Annotated in this window: 14 protein-coding genes; 11 read left to right on the top strand and 3 right to left on the bottom strand. The window is 44.5% G+C overall.

Annotated elements, in window-relative coordinates; all coding sequences use genetic code 11:
* The first annotated feature begins 12 nt into the window (after nt 1-12).
* Complete coding sequence (locus tag AB4180_RS12965; RefSeq protein ID WP_017100865.1) at nt 13-771, top strand: Nif3-like dinuclear metal center hexameric protein; 759 nt, start codon at nt 13-15, stop codon at nt 769-771.
* Between the two features lie 299 nt (nt 772-1,070).
* Here the strand turns inward: AB4180_RS12965 and AB4180_RS12960 are convergent, their stop codons facing one another.
* Entirely contained in the window at nt 1,071-2,360 is a 1,290-nt protein-coding gene (locus AB4180_RS12960) for a citrate synthase (RefSeq protein ID WP_004734217.1), read from the bottom strand.
* Nucleotides 2,361-2,774: 414 nt separating this feature from the next.
* On the opposite strand from AB4180_RS12960, the gene sdhC reads away from it, so the two are divergent.
* From sdhC to sucD, 8 genes are all read left to right on the top strand, one after another.
* The gene (gene sdhC / locus AB4180_RS12955) at nt 2,775-3,167 is read left to right on the top strand and encodes a succinate dehydrogenase cytochrome b556 subunit (RefSeq protein ID WP_012604532.1); all 393 of its coding nucleotides are present in this window, start codon (nt 2,775-2,777) and stop codon (nt 3,165-3,167) included.
* Complete coding sequence (gene sdhD / locus AB4180_RS12950) at nt 3,161-3,508, top strand: succinate dehydrogenase, hydrophobic membrane anchor protein (RefSeq protein ID WP_004734215.1); 348 nt, start codon at nt 3,161-3,163, stop codon at nt 3,506-3,508. Before sdhC ends, sdhD begins: the two co-directional genes overlap by 7 nt.
* Nucleotides 3,509-5,275, top strand: a complete 1,767-nt coding sequence (gene sdhA / locus AB4180_RS12945) for a succinate dehydrogenase flavoprotein subunit (RefSeq protein ID WP_009847321.1) — start codon at nt 3,509-3,511, stop codon at nt 5,273-5,275.
* A gap of 12 nt (nt 5,276-5,287) precedes the next feature.
* Nucleotides 5,288-6,001, top strand: a complete 714-nt coding sequence (locus tag AB4180_RS12940) for a succinate dehydrogenase iron-sulfur subunit (protein ID WP_009847320.1) — start codon at nt 5,288-5,290, stop codon at nt 5,999-6,001.
* Nucleotides 6,002-6,098: 97 nt separating this feature from the next.
* The gene (gene sucA, locus AB4180_RS12935) at nt 6,099-8,918 is read left to right on the top strand and encodes a 2-oxoglutarate dehydrogenase E1 component (protein WP_017103231.1); all 2,820 of its coding nucleotides are present in this window, start codon (nt 6,099-6,101) and stop codon (nt 8,916-8,918) included.
* Between the two features lie 21 nt (nt 8,919-8,939).
* Entirely contained in the window at nt 8,940-10,148 is a 1,209-nt protein-coding gene (gene odhB, locus AB4180_RS12930) for a 2-oxoglutarate dehydrogenase complex dihydrolipoyllysine-residue succinyltransferase (RefSeq protein ID WP_009847318.1), read from the top strand.
* Nucleotides 10,149-10,354: 206 nt separating this feature from the next.
* Entirely contained in the window at nt 10,355-11,521 is a 1,167-nt protein-coding gene (gene sucC, locus AB4180_RS12925; RefSeq protein WP_009847317.1) for an ADP-forming succinate--CoA ligase subunit beta, read from the top strand.
* Entirely contained in the window at nt 11,521-12,393 is an 873-nt protein-coding gene (gene sucD, locus AB4180_RS12920) for a succinate--CoA ligase subunit alpha (protein ID WP_017096870.1), read from the top strand. The genes sucC and sucD overlap by 1 nt, the downstream gene beginning before the upstream one ends.
* A gap of 121 nt (nt 12,394-12,514) precedes the next feature.
* Here sucD and znuB read toward each other — a convergent pair whose 3' ends face one another.
* Entirely contained in the window at nt 12,515-13,300 is a 786-nt protein-coding gene (gene znuB, locus AB4180_RS12915) for a zinc ABC transporter permease subunit ZnuB (protein ID WP_009847315.1), read from the bottom strand.
* Complete coding sequence (gene znuC / locus AB4180_RS12910) at nt 13,300-14,079, bottom strand: zinc ABC transporter ATP-binding protein ZnuC (protein WP_012604527.1); 780 nt, start codon at nt 14,077-14,079, stop codon at nt 13,300-13,302. Before znuC ends, znuB begins: the two co-directional genes overlap by 1 nt.
* Before the next feature lie 83 nt (nt 14,080-14,162).
* On the opposite strand from znuC, the gene znuA reads away from it, so the two are divergent.
* On the top strand, nt 14,163-15,047 hold the full coding sequence (gene znuA, locus AB4180_RS12905; protein ID WP_009847313.1) for a zinc ABC transporter substrate-binding protein ZnuA: 885 nt from the start codon (nt 14,163-14,165) through the stop codon (nt 15,045-15,047).
* Nucleotides 15,048-15,293: 246 nt separating this feature from the next.
* Complete coding sequence (locus tag AB4180_RS12900; protein WP_102249879.1) at nt 15,294-18,680, top strand: helix-turn-helix domain-containing protein; 3,387 nt, start codon at nt 15,294-15,296, stop codon at nt 18,678-18,680.
* Nucleotides 18,681-18,776: the final 96 nt, after the last annotated feature.

The following is an 18,776-nucleotide window of genomic DNA, read 5'->3' as shown; positions in this document are numbered from 1 at the left end:
CTGGAAAGAAAAATGAATAACTTACAATTAGAAAAGCTACTTAACGAAAAACTGCAGCCACAGCAGATTAAAGATTACTGTCCTAATGGTCTTCAAGTTGAAGGTGCAACAGAAGTGAAGCGAATCGTTACTGGTGTGACAGCTTCTCAAGCCTTGATTGATAAAGCGGTAGAACTGAACGCAGACGCTTTGTTAGTCCATCACGGCTTTTTCTGGAAAGGCGAGTCAGAAGCGATTCGTGGCATGAAGGGCAAGCGTATTCGTACCTTGATTAAAAATGACATCAACCTTTTAGGTTATCACTTGCCGCTTGATATCCACCCTGAGCTTGGTAATAACGCGAAACTGGCGGAGTTACTTGAGATAGAAGTCGAAGGCGGTTTGGAAGGGCACCCACAATCTGTTGCGATGTTTGGCAAGTTGAGTGCGCCAATGACCGGTTCAGAGTTCGCAGAAAAGATTGGCCAAGCTTTGAACCGCAAGCCATTACACATTGCTCCAGAGAACCAAGACAAAATGATTACGACTGTCGGTTGGTGCACCGGTGGTGGTCAAGATTACATTGAGTTAGCGGCTTCTCAAGGTATTGATGCATTTATCTCTGGTGAAATTTCAGAGCGCACAACTTACTCAGCACGTGAACAAGACATTCATTACTTTGCCGCAGGCCACCACGCAACAGAACGTTATGGTGTGAAGGCATTAGGTGAGTGGCTAGCGAAAGAGCATGGCTTAGCTGTTGAGTTTATCGATATCGACAACCCGGTATAACAAGAAAATATGGGATGTAGGATACGAGTCACTATAAATTTGTACCCGTCGATGAGACTGGCTAGTTAGAACTCTAATGGATTTTATTTCGAGAGATCTCAAGTAATTCGTCATTCCCTAGACTGACGAAGGAAGGAGTAGGGAATCTCTAAAAGCTTGTCGATACAATTAGTGAGATCCCCAACTCGCTCGTCCCTCACTCTTTAGGATGACGGAGTTGAGAGCATATAAAAGAAAAGGGTTGATGTTAATACATCAACCCTTTTTGATTTTAATCGATTAGAAAAGTCGAAACTTTACTATTCGCGCTCGTGTAGAGCTTGGAAATCACGCTGTTCTTCACCAGTGTACAACTGACGAGGACGACCGATACGGTTTGTCGGATCGCTGTGCATTTCGTTCCAGTGTGCAATCCAACCGATAGTACGAGACATCGCGAAGATTACTGTGAACATTGATACCGGAATACCGATCGCTTTCAGAATGATACCTGAGTAGAAATCTACGTTCGGGTATAGTTTCTTCGATACAAAGTACTCATCAGAAAGAGCGATGCGCTCAAGTTCCATTGCTACGTCAAGTAGTGGATCTTGAATGTTCAGTTCTTTAAGTACTTCGTGGCACGCTTCGCGCATTACCGTTGCACGTGGATCGTAGTTCTTGTAAACACGGTGACCGAAGCCCATTAAACGGAATGGATCATCTTTGTCTTTTGCTTTTGCTACGTACTCTTCAATGTTGTCTACGCTACCGATCTCTTCAAGCATCATTAGACAAGCTTCGTTAGCACCGCCGTGAGCCGGACCCCACAAAGAAGCGATACCAGCAGCAATACAAGCAAATGGGTTTGCGCCCGAAGAGCCAGCTAAACGAACTGTTGACGTTGAAGCATTTTGTTCGTGATCTGCGTGTAACGTAAAGATTTTGTCCATTGCGCGAGCAACAACAGGGTTCACTTCATATTCTTCACATGGATTCGCATACATCATGTGCAGGAAGTTTTCTGCGTAGCCTAGGTCATTGCGTGGGTAGATAAACGGTTGACCGATAGAATATTTGTAACACATTGCAGCCAGTGTTGGCATTTTTGAAATTAGGCGGTATGCCGCAATTTCACGGTGTGTGTCGTTATTAACATCTAATGAATCATGATAGAACGCAGCAAGCGCACCTACCACACCACACATAACAGCCATTGGGTGAGCATCACGGCGGAAGCCGTGGAAGAAACTAGCAATTTGCTCATGAACCATGGTGTGACGCGTGACAGTCGTCTTGAACTCTTCGTATTGAGCTCGAGAAGGAGCTTCGCCGTATAAAAGAATGTAACAAACTTCTAAGTAATCAGCGTTATTGGCCAGTTGATCAATTGGATAACCACGGTGTAGAAGGATACCTTTTCCACCGTCAATATAAGTGATTTGCGATTCACAAGATGCAGTGGCAAGAAAACCAGGATCAAAAGTGAAAAAACCATTAGAACCCAGTGTACGAACGTCGATGACTGGAGTACCAAGTACACCTTCTGTAATCGGCAATTCGATCGGCGCTTGACCTTCAATATGAAGGGTAGCTTTCTTATCCGCCATAACAATCTCCTTTGTTATTATTAATCCGTCCAGGATGTTTATGTGCCATTTTTTTACTGGTCTTACGTCAGAAAGTCAATTTTTCTGCAGCTTTGTGTGCACTTGTTAGTGTTTTTTACATTAAATTCGTTAAAAGTCTGTGCTGTGTAGCATTATTTGTTGCATCAATTGTATTAGAATGTTGCCAGCCGTATAGTGGCGCTGAAAAGTTTGGTTAAAACCTTATAAATGCAAGGCTAAGAAGAAATGTGAGGTGTCTTTGGAAACCTAGCTATTAACAATTACTTTACAATTATCTAAGGCTCAACTTACGTTATTTGTTAAGTTAATGTTAAATTTTGAGGGTTTGCAATCAAATTTTGTCCATAACAATACATAAGGTTATTTAATGACCATCATGCTCAATGGAGCTGAGTGAGCGAGCCCGTGAAAGAAAGAAAGACAAGACCTGTTAATTTAGATTTACAGACCATCCACTTTCCTATCACAGCAATAGCTTCCATCCTACACCGTGTGTCTGGGGTGATTACTTTTGTTGCGATCGGAATTCTGCTTTGGTTACTATCCATTTCCCTCTCTTCCCCTGTAGGCTTTATGGAAGCTAGCGACATTGTCGACGGTTTCTTCGTGAAGTTTATTCTGTGGGGCATTTTAACCGCTTTGGCTTACCACATTGCTGGTGGTATTCGTCACCTTCTTATGGACCTTGGTCACTTTGAAGAGCTGGAATCTGGCGCTAAGAGCGCGAAGGTTGCATTCGCAGCAACAGCGGTATTGTCTCTACTAGCGGGGATCTTAGTATGGTAAACAACGTTTCTACTTTTGGTCGTAATGGTGTGCATGATTATCTATTAATTCGTGCAACAGCCATCATTATGACACTTTACACTATCTACCTAGTGAGCTTCTGTGCTTTCTCTGGTGATATTTCTTACGCATCTTGGACGCAATTCTTTGGTGGTACTTTCACTAAAGTCTTCACCATGTTAGCGCTTACTTCAATTTTGGTTCACGCGTGGATCGGCTTGTGGCAAGTACTAACTGACTACATCAAATGTGCAAAATTGCGCGTTGGTCTTCAAGTCGGTGTTGTTGCGGTTCTTCTAGGATATTTCTTCTCTGGTCTGTTTATTTTGTGGGGTGCGTAAGTGACTATTCCTGTTCGTGAGTTTGATGCTGTAGTAATTGGCGCTGGTGGTGCTGGTATGCGCGCCGCGCTACAAATTTCTGAGCAAGGCCTATCTTGTGCGTTGCTTTCTAAAGTTTTCCCAACTCGTTCTCATACTGTATCAGCGCAAGGTGGTATCACCGTTGCTCTTGGTAATGCGCATGAAGATCACTGGGAACAACACATGTACGATACGGTAAAAGGTTCCGATTACATCGGCGACCAAGATGCTATCGAATACATGTGTAAAAATGGTCCTGAGTCGGTTATCGAACTAGAAAAAATGGGTCTTCCATTTTCTCGTTTTGATAACGGCAGTATTTACCAACGTCCGTTTGGTGGCCAATCTAAGAATTTTGGTGGTGAGCAAGCGGCTCGTACCGCAGCAGCTGCCGACCGTACTGGTCACGCACTGCTACACACGCTTTACCAACAAAACATTAAACATAAAACGACGGTTTTCTCTGAGTGGTATGCACTGGATCTTGTTAAAAACGAAGATGGTGCAATCTTAGGTACTACCGCGCTTTGTATGGAGACGGGTGAGGTTTGCTACTTCAAAGCGAAGGCAACAATCCTTGCTACTGGTGGTGCTGGTCGTATTTACGCATCAACAACCAATGCTCACATTAACACTGGTGACGGTGTTGGCATGGCGATTCGTGCTGGCGTTCCAATGCAAGACATCGAAATGTGGCAGTTCCACCCAACGGGTATCGCTGGCGCAGGTGTTTTGGTAACAGAAGGTTGTCGTGGTGAAGGTGGTTACCTTCTCAATAAAGACGGCGAGCGCTTCATGGAACGTTATGCTCCGAATGCTAAAGATTTAGCAGGTCGTGATGTTGTAGCTCGTTCGATGATGGTTGAGATTCGTGAAGGTCGTGGTTGTGATGGTCCATGGGGTCCACACATCAAGCTGAAACTCGATCACCTAGGTAAAGAGACGCTTGAATCTCGTCTACCGGGTGTATGTGAGCTTTCTCGTACGTTCGCTCACGTTGATCCTGTTAAAGAACCAATTCCTGTAATCCCAACGTGTCACTACATGATGGGTGGTGTTCCTACACAGGTTTCTGGTCAAGCAATTAAACAAACTGAAGACGGTACAGACGTTGAAATTCAAGGTCTATTCGCTTGTGGCGAAATCGCTTCAGTATCAGTACACGGTGCAAACCGTCTAGGTGGCAATTCGCTACTTGATTTGGTTGTGTTCGGTCGTGCGACAGGTCTTCACCTTGGTGAGACTTTGAACAAACAAGCTGAAGCAAAACCTGCAACTGAAGCTGACATTGAACGTTCACTAGAGCGCTACAATCGTTGGGAAAACAGTACTGACGGTGAAGATCCTGCGGTAATTCGTAAAGACCTTCAGCAATGTATGCAGAACAACTTCTCTGTATTCCGTGAAGGTAAAGCGATGGCTGACGGCTTAGAAGAGCTGAAAGTGATTCGTGAGCGTCTTAAAAATGCACACCTTTCAGACAAGTCGACTGAGTTCAACACGCAACGTATTGAGTGTTTAGAGCTTGAAAACTTGATGGAAACGGCATTCGCAACCGCGGTTGCAGCAAACTTCCGTACAGAGAGTCGTGGAGCGCATGCTCGTTTCGACTTCCCAGATCGTGATGATGAGCAATGGCTATGCCATTCTCTGTACAACCCTGAATCAGAAAGTATGACTAAGCGTGGCGTGAACATGGAACCTATCCATCGTGAAGCATTCCCGCCGAAAGCACGTACGTACTAAGGAGACATGACCATGAAACTGAATTTCTCTTTATACCGTTACAACCCAGATGTGGACCAGAAACCTTACATGAAAGAGTACACCCTAGAGGTGGAAGAAGGTTCTGACATGATGCTTTTGGACGCGCTTATTCTTTTGAAAGAGCAAGATCCAACGATTTCATTCCGTCGCTCATGCCGTGAAGGTGTATGTGGTTCTGATGGTTTGAACATGAATGGTAAAAATGGATTGGCGTGTATCACGCCACTGTCTGCACTTTCTGGCCAAGATAAGATCGTAATTCGCCCACTTCCAGGTTTGCCTGTTGTGCGTGACTTAATCGTAGACATGACTCAGTTCTACGATAACTACGAAAAAGTTAAGCCGTTCTTAGTGTCTGATGGCAATGTGCCACCGGCTCGTGAAAACCTACAAAGCCCTGATGAGCGTGCTCATTTAGATGGTTTGTATGAATGTATTATGTGTGCATGTTGTACGACTTCATGCCCATCATTCTGGTGGAATCCAGATAAGTTCATCGGACCAGCTGGCCTACTTGCAGCATACCGTTGGCTAATAGATAGCCGAGATACGGCGACAGACGAACGTCTGTCCGATCTTGATGATGCATTTAGCGTTTTTCGTTGCCATGGCATAATGAATTGTGTAAGTGTTTGTCCTAAGGGATTAAATCCGACGAAAGCGATTGGTCACATCAAGACCATGCTTGTGAATCGTTCGGTTTAAGTTATATAAAAATTGCCGCCCTAGAAGTTTTGGGGCGGCCTTTTAATAGCTCGGCATAGACCGCAGCAAACGTGAAAACTACTGGTTAAGGGAAAATATGCACAACGGCGTGATGAAGGCATGGCTCGAGTCTTCACACTTGGCTGGCGCCAATGCAACGTACGTAGAAGAACTCTATGAACTGTATCTTAGTGACCCCGATTCGGTAAGTGACGAATGGAGAAGCGTTTTTGAAGAACTGCCTGTGCAAGCTTCAGAAGCGGTGGAACAACCACACTCTCGTGTTCGTGAATACTTCCGTCGACTCGCTCAAGAAACAAAGCATTACAGTGTCCAAGTTAGTGATCCAGATGTCGATGCGAAACAAGTAAAGGTTCTGCAACTTATTAATGCCTATCGATTCCGAGGGCATCAATCAGCAAATCTAGACCCCCTAGGTTTATGGGAAAGAGATACAGTCGCTGAACTGGACCCTTCTTTCCACACTCTTACCGAAGAAGACCTCAACGAGACGTTTAACGTCGGCTCTTACGCCATTGGCCAAGAGACGATGGTGCTTAAAGATCTCTACAAATCTCTAAAGCAAACGTATTGTGGTTCGATTGGTGCTGAATACATGCACATGACTAATACAGAACAAAAGCGTTGGATCCAACAACGTTTAGAGTCTGTATCTGGTCAACCCTCTTTCAATAAAGAAGAAAAGCAAGCTTTCCTAGAAGAGCTAACGGCTGCTGAAGGTCTTGAGCGCTATCTTGGTGCGAAATTCCCAGGCGCAAAACGCTTCTCTTTGGAAGGTGGTGATGCTCTTATCCCAATGACGAAAGAAATCATTCGTCATGCCGGTGGACAAGGCATGCGTGAAGTTGTTGTTGGTATGGCTCACCGTGGTCGTCTAAACATGCTGGTCAATGTGCTTGGTAAAAAGCCACAAGACCTGTTTGACGAATTTGCGGGCAAGCACAGCGATGATTCATGGGGTACTGGTGATGTGAAATACCACCAAGGTTTCTCTGCGGATTTCGCAACCCCAGGCGGCAACGTTCACTTAGCACTTGCATTTAACCCATCTCACTTAGAAATCGTAAACCCGGTAGTTATCGGTTCAGTACGTGCTCGACAAGATCGTCTAGACGATAAAGACGGCAGCCGTGTACTTCCAATTACTATCCACGGTGATTCAGCTATCGCTGGTCAGGGTGTAGTGCAAGAGACGTTTAACATGTCTCAAGCGCGTGGTTTCTGTGTCGGTGGTACGGTTCGTATCGTTGTAAACAACCAAGTTGGTTTTACGACGTCTAACCCTCGCGATACACGTTCTACGATGTACTGTACAGATATCGCGAAGATGGTTCAGGCTCCGATTTTCCACGTTAATTCTGATGATCCAGAAGCGGTTGCGTTCGTAGCGCGTCTTGCATTGGATTACCGTAATACCTTCAAGCGTGATGTTGTTATTGATTTGGTTTGTTACCGTCGCCACGGTCACAACGAAGCCGATGAGCCGAATGCAACACAGCCTTTGATGTACCAAAAAATCAAGAAGCATCCAACACCACGTAAGCTTTACGCTGACGTGCTAATGGAGCGTGGAGAGTTTGGTATTGATACGGCAACTCAACTGGTTAACGAATATCGTGATGCACTTGATCACGGTGAAGTTGTGGTTAAAGAGTGGCGCCCAATGGCACTTCACTCTGTGGACTGGTCTCCTTACCTAGGTCACGACTGGAACATCGAGTGGGACAATAAGATTGATATCGAGCGCCTGAAAGAGCTTGGTACTAAACTTTGCCAATACCCAGACAGCCACAAGCTGCAAAGCCGAGTAAATAAACTGTACAACGATCGAACTGCCATGGTGAATGGTGAGAAACAAGTCGATTGGGGTATGGCTGAAACTCTGGCTTACGCAACACTTGTTGACGACGGTAAGCGTATTCGTATCTCTGGCCAAGATTCAGGTCGTGGTACGTTCTTCCACCGTCACTCAGTCCTGCACAATCAATCAGATGCAAGCACGTATGTTCCTCTTGCGAACATTCATGATAAACAAGGGCCATTCCAAGTGTTTGACTCTGTGTTATCTGAAGAAGCGGTACTCGCATTTGAGTATGGTTATGCGACAGCAGAGCCAAGCGGTCTCACCCTTTGGGAAGCACAATTTGGTGATTTCGCAAACGGTGCACAAGTTGTTATCGACCAATTCATTTCATCAGGTGAGCAAAAGTGGGCACGTCTATGTGGTCTAACTATGTTGCTTCCTCACGGTTATGAAGGCCAAGGCCCGGAGCACTCTTCTGCGCGTCTAGAGCGTTACCTTCAGTTATGTGCTGAACAAAACATGCAGGTTGTTGTTCCTTCAACACCAGCTCAGGTTTACCACATGATTCGCCGTCAGGTTGTTCGACCAATGCGTCGTCCACTGATCGTAATGTCACCTAAGTCATTGCTTCGTCACCCTCTGTGTACATCTTCTCTTGAAGATTTGGCAGAAGGCACGTTCCAACCAGCTATCGCAGAAATTGATGATCTGTCTCCTGAGAACGTAAAACGCGTCGTGTTCTGTTCAGGTAAGGTTTACTTTGACCTGCTTGACCAAAGACGTAAGAACGAGCAAGACGATGTCGCTATTGTACGTATTGAGCAACTTTACCCGTTCCCTTATGAGGACGTGAGAGCTGCCATCGCACAATACACAAATGTAGTCGATTACGTTTGGTGTCAAGAAGAGCCACAAAACCAAGGTGCTTGGTACAGTAGCCAACATAATTTCCGAGCTGCTATCCCAGTGGGTGCTGATATTCAATACGCAGGTCGTCCTGCATCAGCGTCACCAGCTGTTGGCTATATGTCGGTACACTTGAAACAACAAAAGGCGTTAGTTGACGACGCTTTGACCCTACTTAAGAACTAGAAGTAAAAGGAAAATACGCACATGACAATTGAAATTCTGGTTCCAGATTTACCTGAATCTGTGGCTGATGCAACAGTAGCGACTTGGCACAAAAAACCAGGCGAAGCCGTTGCACGTGATGAAGTCATTGTAGACATCGAAACAGATAAAGTAGTTCTAGAAGTACCGGCTCCTGAAGCGGGTGTTCTGGAAGCTATCATCGAAGAAGAGGGTGCTACGGTACTTTCTAAGCAGCTTCTGGCTAAAATTAAGCCTGGTGCTGTCGCTGGTGAACCAACGAAAGACACGACTGAAGATACAGAAGCTTCTCCTGATAAACGCCACAAAGCGGCACTGACAGAAGAAAGCAACGACGCACTAAGCCCTGCTGTTCGTCGTCTTCTTGCTGAACACAACCTACAACCAGCTGACGTTAAAGGCACTGGTGTTGGTGGTCGTATTACTCGTGAAGACATCGATGCACACCTAGCAGCAGCGAAAGCGGCTCCGGCAGCAGCATCTGCACCAGCAGTTGAAGCGCCAGCAGCGGCTCGTAGCCAAAAACGCGTGCCTATGACTCGCCTACGTAAGACAGTTGCAAACCGTCTTCTAGAAGCGAAGAACAGCACAGCGATGCTGACTACTTTCAACGAAGTGAACATGAAGCCAATCATGGATCTTCGTAAGCAGTACAAAGACCAATTCGAGAAGCGTCACGATACGCGTCTTGGTTTCATGTCTTTCTACGTGAAAGCAGTAACAGAAGCACTGAAGCGTTTCCCAGAAGTGAACGCTTCTATCGACGGTACAGATATCGTTTACCACAACTACTTCGACATCAGCATGGCAGTATCAACGCCACGTGGTCTAGTAACTCCAGTACTGAAAGACTGTGACACACTAGGTTTCGCTGACATCGAAAAAGGCATCAAAGAGCTAGCAATCAAAGGCCGTGACGGCAAGCTAACTGTTGATGAGTTGATGGGCGGTAACTTCACTATCACGAACGGTGGTGTATTTGGCTCTCTAATGTCTACGCCAATCATCAACCCGCCTCAAGCGGCAATTTTGGGTATGCACAAAATCCAAGATCGTCCAATGGCTGTTGATGGCAAGGTTGAGATCTTACCAATGATGTACCTAGCGCTTTCTTACGATCACCGCCTAATCGACGGCCGTGAATCCGTTGGCTTCCTAGTAACCATCAAAGAGCTTCTAGAAGATCCAGCGCGTCTGCTATTAGACGTTTAGTATCTCTAAAACGTCTAGTTAACCCGGTTAGCTAGACGTAAAAAGTTTCAAAGGCTAGGCTGCTCAACGTCTGGCCTTCACTTGAACTGTAAAGCCATTAGAAAATGGACAGCAGTTGATTTGAGAAGACCCTACAGACGTACCACAGGAAACTGTGTCGTTATGGAAATAATAATCCCTTAAGGGAAAATAAACGGAATATCAAAATGAATTTGCATGAATACCAAGCCAAACAGCTGTTTGCAGAATTCGGTTTGCCTGTACCAGAAGGTTTCGCATGTGATACTGCACAAGAAGCTTTCGAAGCTGCAGGTCGTATCAGTACAGCCAAGAAAGTCGTTAAGTGTCAAGTACACGCTGGTGGTCGCGGTAAAGCGGGCGGCGTAGAGCTACATGACACCAAAGAAGGCGTTAAAGAGTTTGCACAAAAGTGGCTAGGTAAAAACCTAGTGACTTACCAAACAGACGCTAATGGTCAACCTGTAACAAAGATCCTAGTTGAAGAAGCATCGAACATTGCTAACGAACTTTACCTAGGTGCTGTTGTTGACCGTGCAACGCGCAAAATTGTATTCATGGCGTCAACTGAAGGCGGCGTGGACATTGAGAAAATCGCTGAAGAAACTCCAGAGTTGATTCACCAATCAGCGATCGATCCTCTAGTGGGCCCTCAAGCTTACCAAGGCCGTGAACTTGCGTTCAAACTTGGTCTAGTTGGCGATCAAATTAAACAGTTCGTTAAGATCTTCATGGGTCTTGGCCAAATGTTCTCTCAGTACGACCTAGCTCTACTAGAAATCAACCCGCTTGTAATTACCGGCGAAGGCAACCTGCTTTGTCTAGACGGCAAGATCAACATTGACTCAAACGCAATGTACCGTCAGCCAAAGCTTCGTGAAATGCACGATCCTTCACAAGAAGACGAGCGTGAAGCGCACGCAGCTCAGTGGGAACTGAACTACGTAGCACTTGATGGCAACGTTGGCTGTATGGTTAACGGTGCAGGCCTTGCGATGGGTACGATGGATATCGTAAACCTACACGGCGGCAAACCAGCAAACTTCCTTGATGTAGGCGGCGGCGCGACAAAAGAGCGTGTAGCTGAAGCATTCAAGATCATCCTTTCTGATGACAATGTTAAAGCAGTACTCGTAAACATTTTCGGTGGCATCGTTCGTTGTGACATGATCGCTGAAGGTATTATCGGTGCAGTTAAAGAAGTAGGCGTAACAGTTCCAGTAGTTGTTCGTCTAGAAGGTACAAACGCAGACCTAGGTCGCGAAGTACTTGCTAATTCTGATGTTGATATCATTGCTGCTGTATCTCTAACAGATGCTGCTCAGAAAGTTGTTGCTGCTGCGGAGGCTAAATAATGTCTGTATTAATTAACAAAGACACTAAAGTAATCTGTCAGGGTTTCACTGGCGGTCAAGGTACATTCCACTCAGACCAAGCTATCGCATACGGTACGCAAATGGTTGGTGGTGTTTCACCTGGTAAAGGTGGTCAAACTCACCTAGGCCTTCCAGTATTCAACACAGTACGTGAAGCAGTAGAAGCGACTGGTGCAACAGCAACAGTTATCTACGTACCAGCACCTTTCTGTAAAGATGCAATCCTAGAAGCGATTGATGCAGGTATCGAACTGATCGTAACAATCACTGAAGGTATCCCTACTACAGACATGATCGACGTTAAAGTGAAGCTAGAAGAAACTGGCGTTCGCATGATCGGTCCTAACTGTCCAGGTCTTATCACTCCAGACGAGTGTAAGATTGGTATCATGCCTGGCCATATCCACAAGAAGGGTAAAGTAGGTATCGTATCTCGTTCAGGAACTCTGACGTACGAAGCAGTTAAACAAACAACAGATGAAGGCTTTGGTCAGTCTACATGTGTTGGTATCGGTGGTGACCCTATTCCAGGTTCAAACTTCATTGATATCCTAAAACTTTTCCAAGAAGACCCAGAGACTGAAGCAATCGTAATGATTGGTGAGATCGGTGGTACTGCGGAAGAAGAAGCGGCTGAGTTCATCAAAGCAAACGTAACTAAGCCAGTTGTATCTTACATCGCTGGTGTTACTGCTCCTCCGGGTAAACGTATGGGCCACGCAGGCGCAATCATCTCTGGCGGTAAAGGTACTGCTGAAGATAAATTCGCAGCACTGGAAGCAGCAGGCGTTAAGACTGTTAAGTCTCTTGCTGACATCGGTAAAGGCCTACGTGAAATCACGGGTTGGTAATCAGCAGGCTTTTATCGATGAGATAGAAGTTAACTGAATGATATTAAAAAGGCTTGGTCACTGACCAAGCCTTTTTAATATGTTTTCAATGATACGAGATACGAGATCGTACTGATAAGTGTTAAGCTCGGCTTCTAACCATTTGAGATAACATAAACATTGCCGCAGCACTGATAACAACAGAAGGGCCGGCCGGTGTGTCATAGAACCAAGACAAGCTCAATCCTCCGAACACAGCGATAGAACCAATTACCGATGCAAGGAATGCCATTTGTTCGGGTGTATTGGCGAATTTTCTTGCCGTTGCTGCCGGAATGATAAGTAGTGAGGTCATGATTAACGCACCAACAAACTTCATACCTACCGCAATCACGATCCCAACCAATAGCATCAAAATAAGACGCATTAAATCAATGTTGATGCCATCAACCGCTGCGAGATCTTCGTTAACGGTCGTCGACAATAGTGGTCGCCAAAAGATAGCAAGTACCACTCCAATCACGGCAGCACCCGCATAGATGAATACCAAATCTGTCGGAGACACTGCAAGCAAGTCACCAAATAGGTAGCTCATTAGGTCAACGCGAACGTTATCTAAGAAACTCACGGCGACAAGACCCAAAGACAGAGCGCTGTGCGCCAAAATACCGAGTAGGGTATCGGTCGCGACCAGCTTTTGTTTTTGTAAAGTCACTAGCAACACAGCTAGCATCAAACAACAAATCAGCAGCGCGAAATACAAGTTAATGTTGAACAGAAAGCCAAGTGCTAAGCCCATCAAAGAAGCGTGAGCAAGCGTGTCACCAAAGTAAGCCATCTTGCGCCACACCACGAATGAACCTAGTGGCCCCGCGATTAGAGCAATGCCCAAGCCAGCTAAAATAGAGGGAAGAAGAAACTCAAGCATTAGTGGTGTCCGTGTTTATGGTTTGAACATTCATGCACGTCGCCTTCGACAGGCTGTCCTGCGAGATCATGATGGTGATGTTCGTGTTGGTGGTGATAAAAGGCTAAGGTCTCTTGGGTCGCGGTGCCAAAAAGTGCGATATAAGAGGGGTGGTGTTTGATGTCTGCCGGTGCGCCTGAACAGCAGATATGGTGATGCAAACAGATAACATCGTCTGTTTTTGCCATCACTAAATGCAGATCGTGTGAAACCATAAATACGGCACAACCAAAACGGTGGCGAATGGTATCGATCAGGTCGTACAGGTCTATTTGGCCTTGTACATCAACACCTTGTGCGGGTTCATCAAGAACCAGTAGATCGGGTCTTCTTAGCAATGAACGAGCAATTAGCACACGTTGGTTTTCACCGCCAGATAGTTGGTGCATGTTGCTCTTTTGTAGATGTTCAGCACCAACGAGCTTCAATGCTTCAAGGATCTCTTGCTGACTGAACTTACCAGTGAGCTTTAGAAAACGTTCTACATTGAGCGGTAGTGAATCATTGAGCTTTAATTTTTGTGGTACATAGCCAATTTTCAGTTTTTTAGCTTTTGTTATTGTGCCTGAAAATTTGGTCTGTAAACCTAATACCACTTTTACTAATGTCGACTTTCCTGCACCGTTTGGCCCAATCAGGGTGGTGATTCTGCCGCGCTCTAAATTTAGAGATATGTTATCTAGAACTTTTCGACCGTCAAATTCGACGCTCACAGAATCTAGTTGGATTAAATTATCCATGAATAGAACTCATTTGCAATTCGCTAATGTTATAATGTAACATTTACCTCAAGCCTAAGCTACTTTTCTATTAACGAGGAATTATGTCACGTTCATCTTTTATACTTGCTACTTTGCTTTTAGCGCCAAGTGTTGCAAGTGCCAATACTATTCTAACAAGCTTCAAACCAATTCAAATGATTGTGACAGAATTAACGCAGGGCGTTAGTGAACCTGATGTGTTGATGAACAGCAATGCTTCGCCGCACGATTATGCGCTTAAGCCATCGGATGTCAAAAAAGTTCATAGTGCCGATATGGTGATCTGGTTTGGCCCTGACCTAGAAGCTTTTTTGACCAAGGTGATTGGTTCTAAAGAAAACGTTATCAAGATCAGTGAGATTCCGGGGATTAACTTGAGAGAGTTTGGACATGAAGACCACGATGCTCATGAAGGGCACAACCATGGTAGTCATGACCCGCATTTTTGGTTGGGTATCGATCAAGTCGAGGTCGCGGCAAAATATATCTCAGCTAAGCTAATTGAGTCAGACTCTGATAACGCCATGGCGTATCAAGAGAATCTAGATTCATTCTTGATTGCTTTGAAAGAGAAACAGCAGGCGATTCATGAACAACTCGCGCCAGTGAAAGACAAAGGCTACTACGTATTCCATGACGCGTATGGCTACTTCGAACAAGAATTTAAGTTGAATAATCTAGGTCACTTTACGGTTAGCCCTGAGCGTAAACCTGGCGCAAAAAGTCTGATAGCTATCAAGAAGACTTTGGTGCGTGAAAATGTTCAATGCGTATTTTCAGAGCCTCAATTTACACCAGCGGTGATTGAATCAGTGACTCGTGGAAGTAACGCTAAACAAGGACAACTTGATCCTGTCGGTTCGCAGGTTGAAGTGAAGAGTGGAAGCTATTTTGATTTTCTTCAGCAGCTTACAGATAGTTACACAAGTTGCTTGAGTGGAATGTAATCAATATCGAGTATTCTTTACGACACTTTGTTCTCGTTAATTGATGAATCATGCCGCTTTTTGCGGCATTTTCGTGACCGCTAAGATAAAACCTTCCAACAAATATCAAACCTCCTTTCTCCTTTGTCAATTTCAGCTAAAATAGAAAGATAATAATAAGCACAAAAAAACTCACTTTTTGGTTAATCAGCAACAAGCGTTGTGAGAACCAATATTTCATGTGTTGTTGCTGTTCAGGATTAAAAGTTGTATCGAATTATTTTCAAAATGTTCATCTTAATGAGCATTTCATTTAGCGTTCTTGCGGTAAATACATCACCCTCCGTTTTCTACCCTTTGCCCGTTCAAGCACAAGGGAACTTCCTTGCGGCAAAAAATCTGTACTTAGGTGAAGGTGGCGGACTCTGGGTTCATGATGTGCATGGAAAAATACTTTTTTATGATGGCAGAACCCTATTCCCTCGAAAAGGTAGCCTTTTGCAATTTTCTTCAGAGAAAGTCGCGTTTCTTAACGATGAGTTTTGGACTTTCTTTGATAATGAGGTGTACCGACATAGCCCAGGAATCGGCAACGCACTTGCATTTAGTTTAAGCCCAGGGGCTGAGATCGCGAATATCGGTGCTTCCGGTGATTATATTTGGGTTACAGATGGCAGTAATTTCTATACGTACAATACTCAATCTTTAGAATTTAGCACTTACTCGCTTCTAAAATTGTATCGGCATAACAATAGCAGCGATATTGCGATTAACGATGCTGAGCGGGTGCTGTCAAAATGGGTGCTTGCGACCAGTTCCGGAGTGTACCTTTCTGATAGCCAAGAATTTACTCATATCGGTGCATCAGAAAAAAATCATATAGAGACGCTGTATTTTTCGATGGCAAGACGTGAGTTAGTCATTGGTACATTGAATGGTGCAGTGATTATAGATCTTGCAAATCCTAAGAAAGAAAGGTGGGTGCGTGGTTCGCATGTTCTTTCTCTCGCTGAAACAACCGATCAATACTGGATTGGGACTGAGCATGGTCTTATCAGCTACAACTTTATTACAGGGAAAATTACACGATTTGAACAAGCCGATAATCAAGACTTTTCGTTACCGGGTGAAAAAATATATTCGTTAATTAACGACCATGCTGGTGGAATGTGGGTCGCGACCAATAACGGAATTCGATACTTTTCACTGTTCAGCAGGACATTCTCAAGAACGCCATTAACGGGAATGGGGATGCATTCGAGTAGTGTGGTGATAAACAAAGTACAGCTTGTTCGCGATCAACTGTCTTGGGTTGCTTCTTCCAGGGGGCTCTATTTGGTTGATTCTCAAAGTGAAGATAACCCCGTTCGTGTTTACTCTAACCCAGTACAGGATTTTGAGATCTTTGGTTCTTCAATTTGGTTGGCGACTGCAGAAGGTATTCTTAGTTTCAATACTGATACGTTAGAGGCTGAAAAGGTCGATCTACCAAGAGCGATTGAAGGTGTACCCGTTGAAAACTTTGCATTTGAAGCGGATAACATGCTTTGGATGACCTCGGGACAAAACCTTTATTCGTTATCTATCGAAACCAATAAGTTGACCAGTTATGGCACCGACTGGTTAGTTGATAAATTTTTGCCAGCAAAGATCACCGCTCTCAATATAGGTTTACAAGGTCGTATTTATGTTGGTACTGATCACGGATTCTACTCTTTTCTTGATGAGAGAATTAGCTTTAGTCATTCAAGCGAACGGCTTGGCAAAGTGGTCGATATTGAAAAAGCAAAAGATGGATCCCAGTGGTTTGCGAGTAGCTATGGTGTGTATCGAATCCCTAATAACAGTTCTATTATTCAAGAGGTCACTCTTGTTGAGGAAAATATCAGTCCTAAATGTTTAATTAGCGATGATAATGGGATGTGGTTAGGCTCTTCGAAAGGTATTAGCTATTACGGATTGGATGGTCAACTGCATAAACATATCGGCTCACCATTTGGCTTGATCACCAATGAATTGGCTGCAGGTGCGTGTGCTCTGTTTTACAGCGAAGGTAGCCAGTCTACTAGGCTTATCTTCGGCTCAAGATATGGCGTGGTGAGTGCATTAGCTAATGAGCTATTGGTATCAACAACACCTCATAGCCGTGCATTGCTGAGCAAGATAAGTGTCGACCATCAGATAGTATCACTTGGTGGCAAGACGGCTGATTTAGATGAAATTCCTTATGGCTCATCAATCGGTTTTAAGATTGGAATTTTACCAGCGACATACACGCCTGCAATGGAGTATCGACTAAGCGACAATGAACCTTGGAGTGAGTTTGAAGGGGGGGTACTAACACTCGATCACCTTCTTCCTGGGGACTATACGTTGGAAGTGAAACCCGTTAAGGACTCCCATTATCGCTTTACGTCAACGAACCAAAGCTTCTCTATTGCGGAACCTTGGTATCTGAGTAATTGGGCAGCAGCAAGCTCTCTTATATTACTTATCTGTGTAGTGACTGCTTTGGTTTTTTGGCGATCACGTTACGTTACTTTCGCCAACAGGCACTTAAAGGCGCAAGTTGCATTAAAGACAGATCAACTGAGGCATCAAAGCCGAATACTACTAACGACTAATCAACAGCTTAAAAAACAGTTGTCAGTTAAGAGTGCTCTTGTCACACATACTGCTAATGAACTCTCTTCTGAAGTTAATCATATCGCAGCTATGATCCCAAATTGGAATGATGAACAAGGTAAGTCGCCAATATTGACATTGAAAAATGGCTTGGCTCAGTTGAGTAACACGCCACAAGGGAAGGGAAAGGTTTGTTACGATATAATTTTAATCTTAGAAGCTGTACTCAAAGCTTGGCAGGACGATTTAGCCAAAGCCGGTATTGAACTGGATATTAAAGTTGAAACTAAACAACGACATGTATCCTTGCTGTATTTTAATCTTGATATTATTTTCAACAGTCTAGTCGCTAGCATCATTAAGAGAAATTTTAAGTCACAGAGTATGGTGGTATTGGTTGAAGAGGTTAAAGAGCACCTTGTTGTGACGATTCGAGACCATGGAATGCCTTTCCCAAAATTGACTTCAAGCATTAATGACAATACTGGAAAGTCGACCGACCTAAACATCGAAAAGTTGCCATTATTGATGAACCAGAGCGGTGGTGAACTGAATGCTTTTGTCTCGGACTCTCAAAATAAGGTTCAGCTTTCGTGGCCAATTGAGTACCAAGTGCTCGATAATCTTGAAGCCAGCACAATTGAACAGATTGAAACCATTAAGCTTGCCGCTTCAACGCCAGAGCAGCAAAAACTGACAGCGGAACAAGAGTGGAAGAACAGAGTGTCGCAGCTTGTGAGTGAAAACTACGCTGATGCCGAGTTCAGTACTGCAACTGCTGCTAAGTATTTGTTTATGTCTGAGAGAAGCTTACAGAGACGTTTTAAATCGGCTTACAACAAGACCTTTAAAGAGCATTTGAATGAAGTGCGTTTAGAGCATGCGTGCGAGCGGCTACTTGCGGGAGAGAGGATTTCAGACGTCGCGTTTGATTCTGGTTTCAATGACCCTTCCTATTTCAGTCAAAGGTTTAAACATCACTTTGGCATGTCGCCATCTAAGTTTGCTGAAAACAACGAAGAGCAGTGAACTAGGGACGTCCAGTTACAACATAGATAAAGATACTTTGAGCCTCGACATTCGTGTTGGGGCTTTTTTATGCTTCTACGAGATACGAGATACGAG

This window comes from Vibrio sp. 10N.286.49.C3 (assembly GCF_041469545.1).
Taxonomy (GTDB): domain Bacteria; phylum Pseudomonadota; class Gammaproteobacteria; order Enterobacterales; family Vibrionaceae; genus Vibrio; species Vibrio tasmaniensis_A.
This window is presented reverse-complemented; position numbering and strand designations above follow the sequence as displayed.

What these genes read in the sequence shown, in the direction of transcription:
- AB4180_RS12965 (WP_017100865.1), top strand. Translation starts at nt 13, where the DNA reads ATGAATAACTTACAATTAGAAAAGCTACTTAACGAAAAACTGCAGCCA.
- AB4180_RS12960 (WP_004734217.1), bottom strand. Translation starts at nt 2,360, where the DNA reads ATGGCGGATAAGAAAGCTACCCTTCATATTGAAGGTCAAGCGCCGATC.
- sdhD (WP_004734215.1), top strand. Translation starts at nt 3,161, where the DNA reads ATGGTAAACAACGTTTCTACTTTTGGTCGTAATGGTGTGCATGATTAT.
- AB4180_RS12940 (WP_009847320.1), top strand. Translation starts at nt 5,288, where the DNA reads ATGAAACTGAATTTCTCTTTATACCGTTACAACCCAGATGTGGACCAG.
- sucA (WP_017103231.1), top strand. Translation starts at nt 6,099, where the DNA reads ATGCACAACGGCGTGATGAAGGCATGGCTCGAGTCTTCACACTTGGCT.
- odhB (WP_009847318.1), top strand. Translation starts at nt 8,940, where the DNA reads ATGACAATTGAAATTCTGGTTCCAGATTTACCTGAATCTGTGGCTGAT.
- sucC (WP_009847317.1), top strand. Translation starts at nt 10,355, where the DNA reads ATGAATTTGCATGAATACCAAGCCAAACAGCTGTTTGCAGAATTCGGT.
- sucD (WP_017096870.1), top strand. Translation starts at nt 11,521, where the DNA reads ATGTCTGTATTAATTAACAAAGACACTAAAGTAATCTGTCAGGGTTTC.
- znuB (WP_009847315.1), bottom strand. Translation starts at nt 13,300, where the DNA reads ATGCTTGAGTTTCTTCTTCCCTCTATTTTAGCTGGCTTGGGCATTGCT.
- znuC (WP_012604527.1), bottom strand. Translation starts at nt 14,079, where the DNA reads ATGGATAATTTAATCCAACTAGATTCTGTGAGCGTCGAATTTGACGGT.
- znuA (WP_009847313.1), top strand. Translation starts at nt 14,163, where the DNA reads ATGTCACGTTCATCTTTTATACTTGCTACTTTGCTTTTAGCGCCAAGT.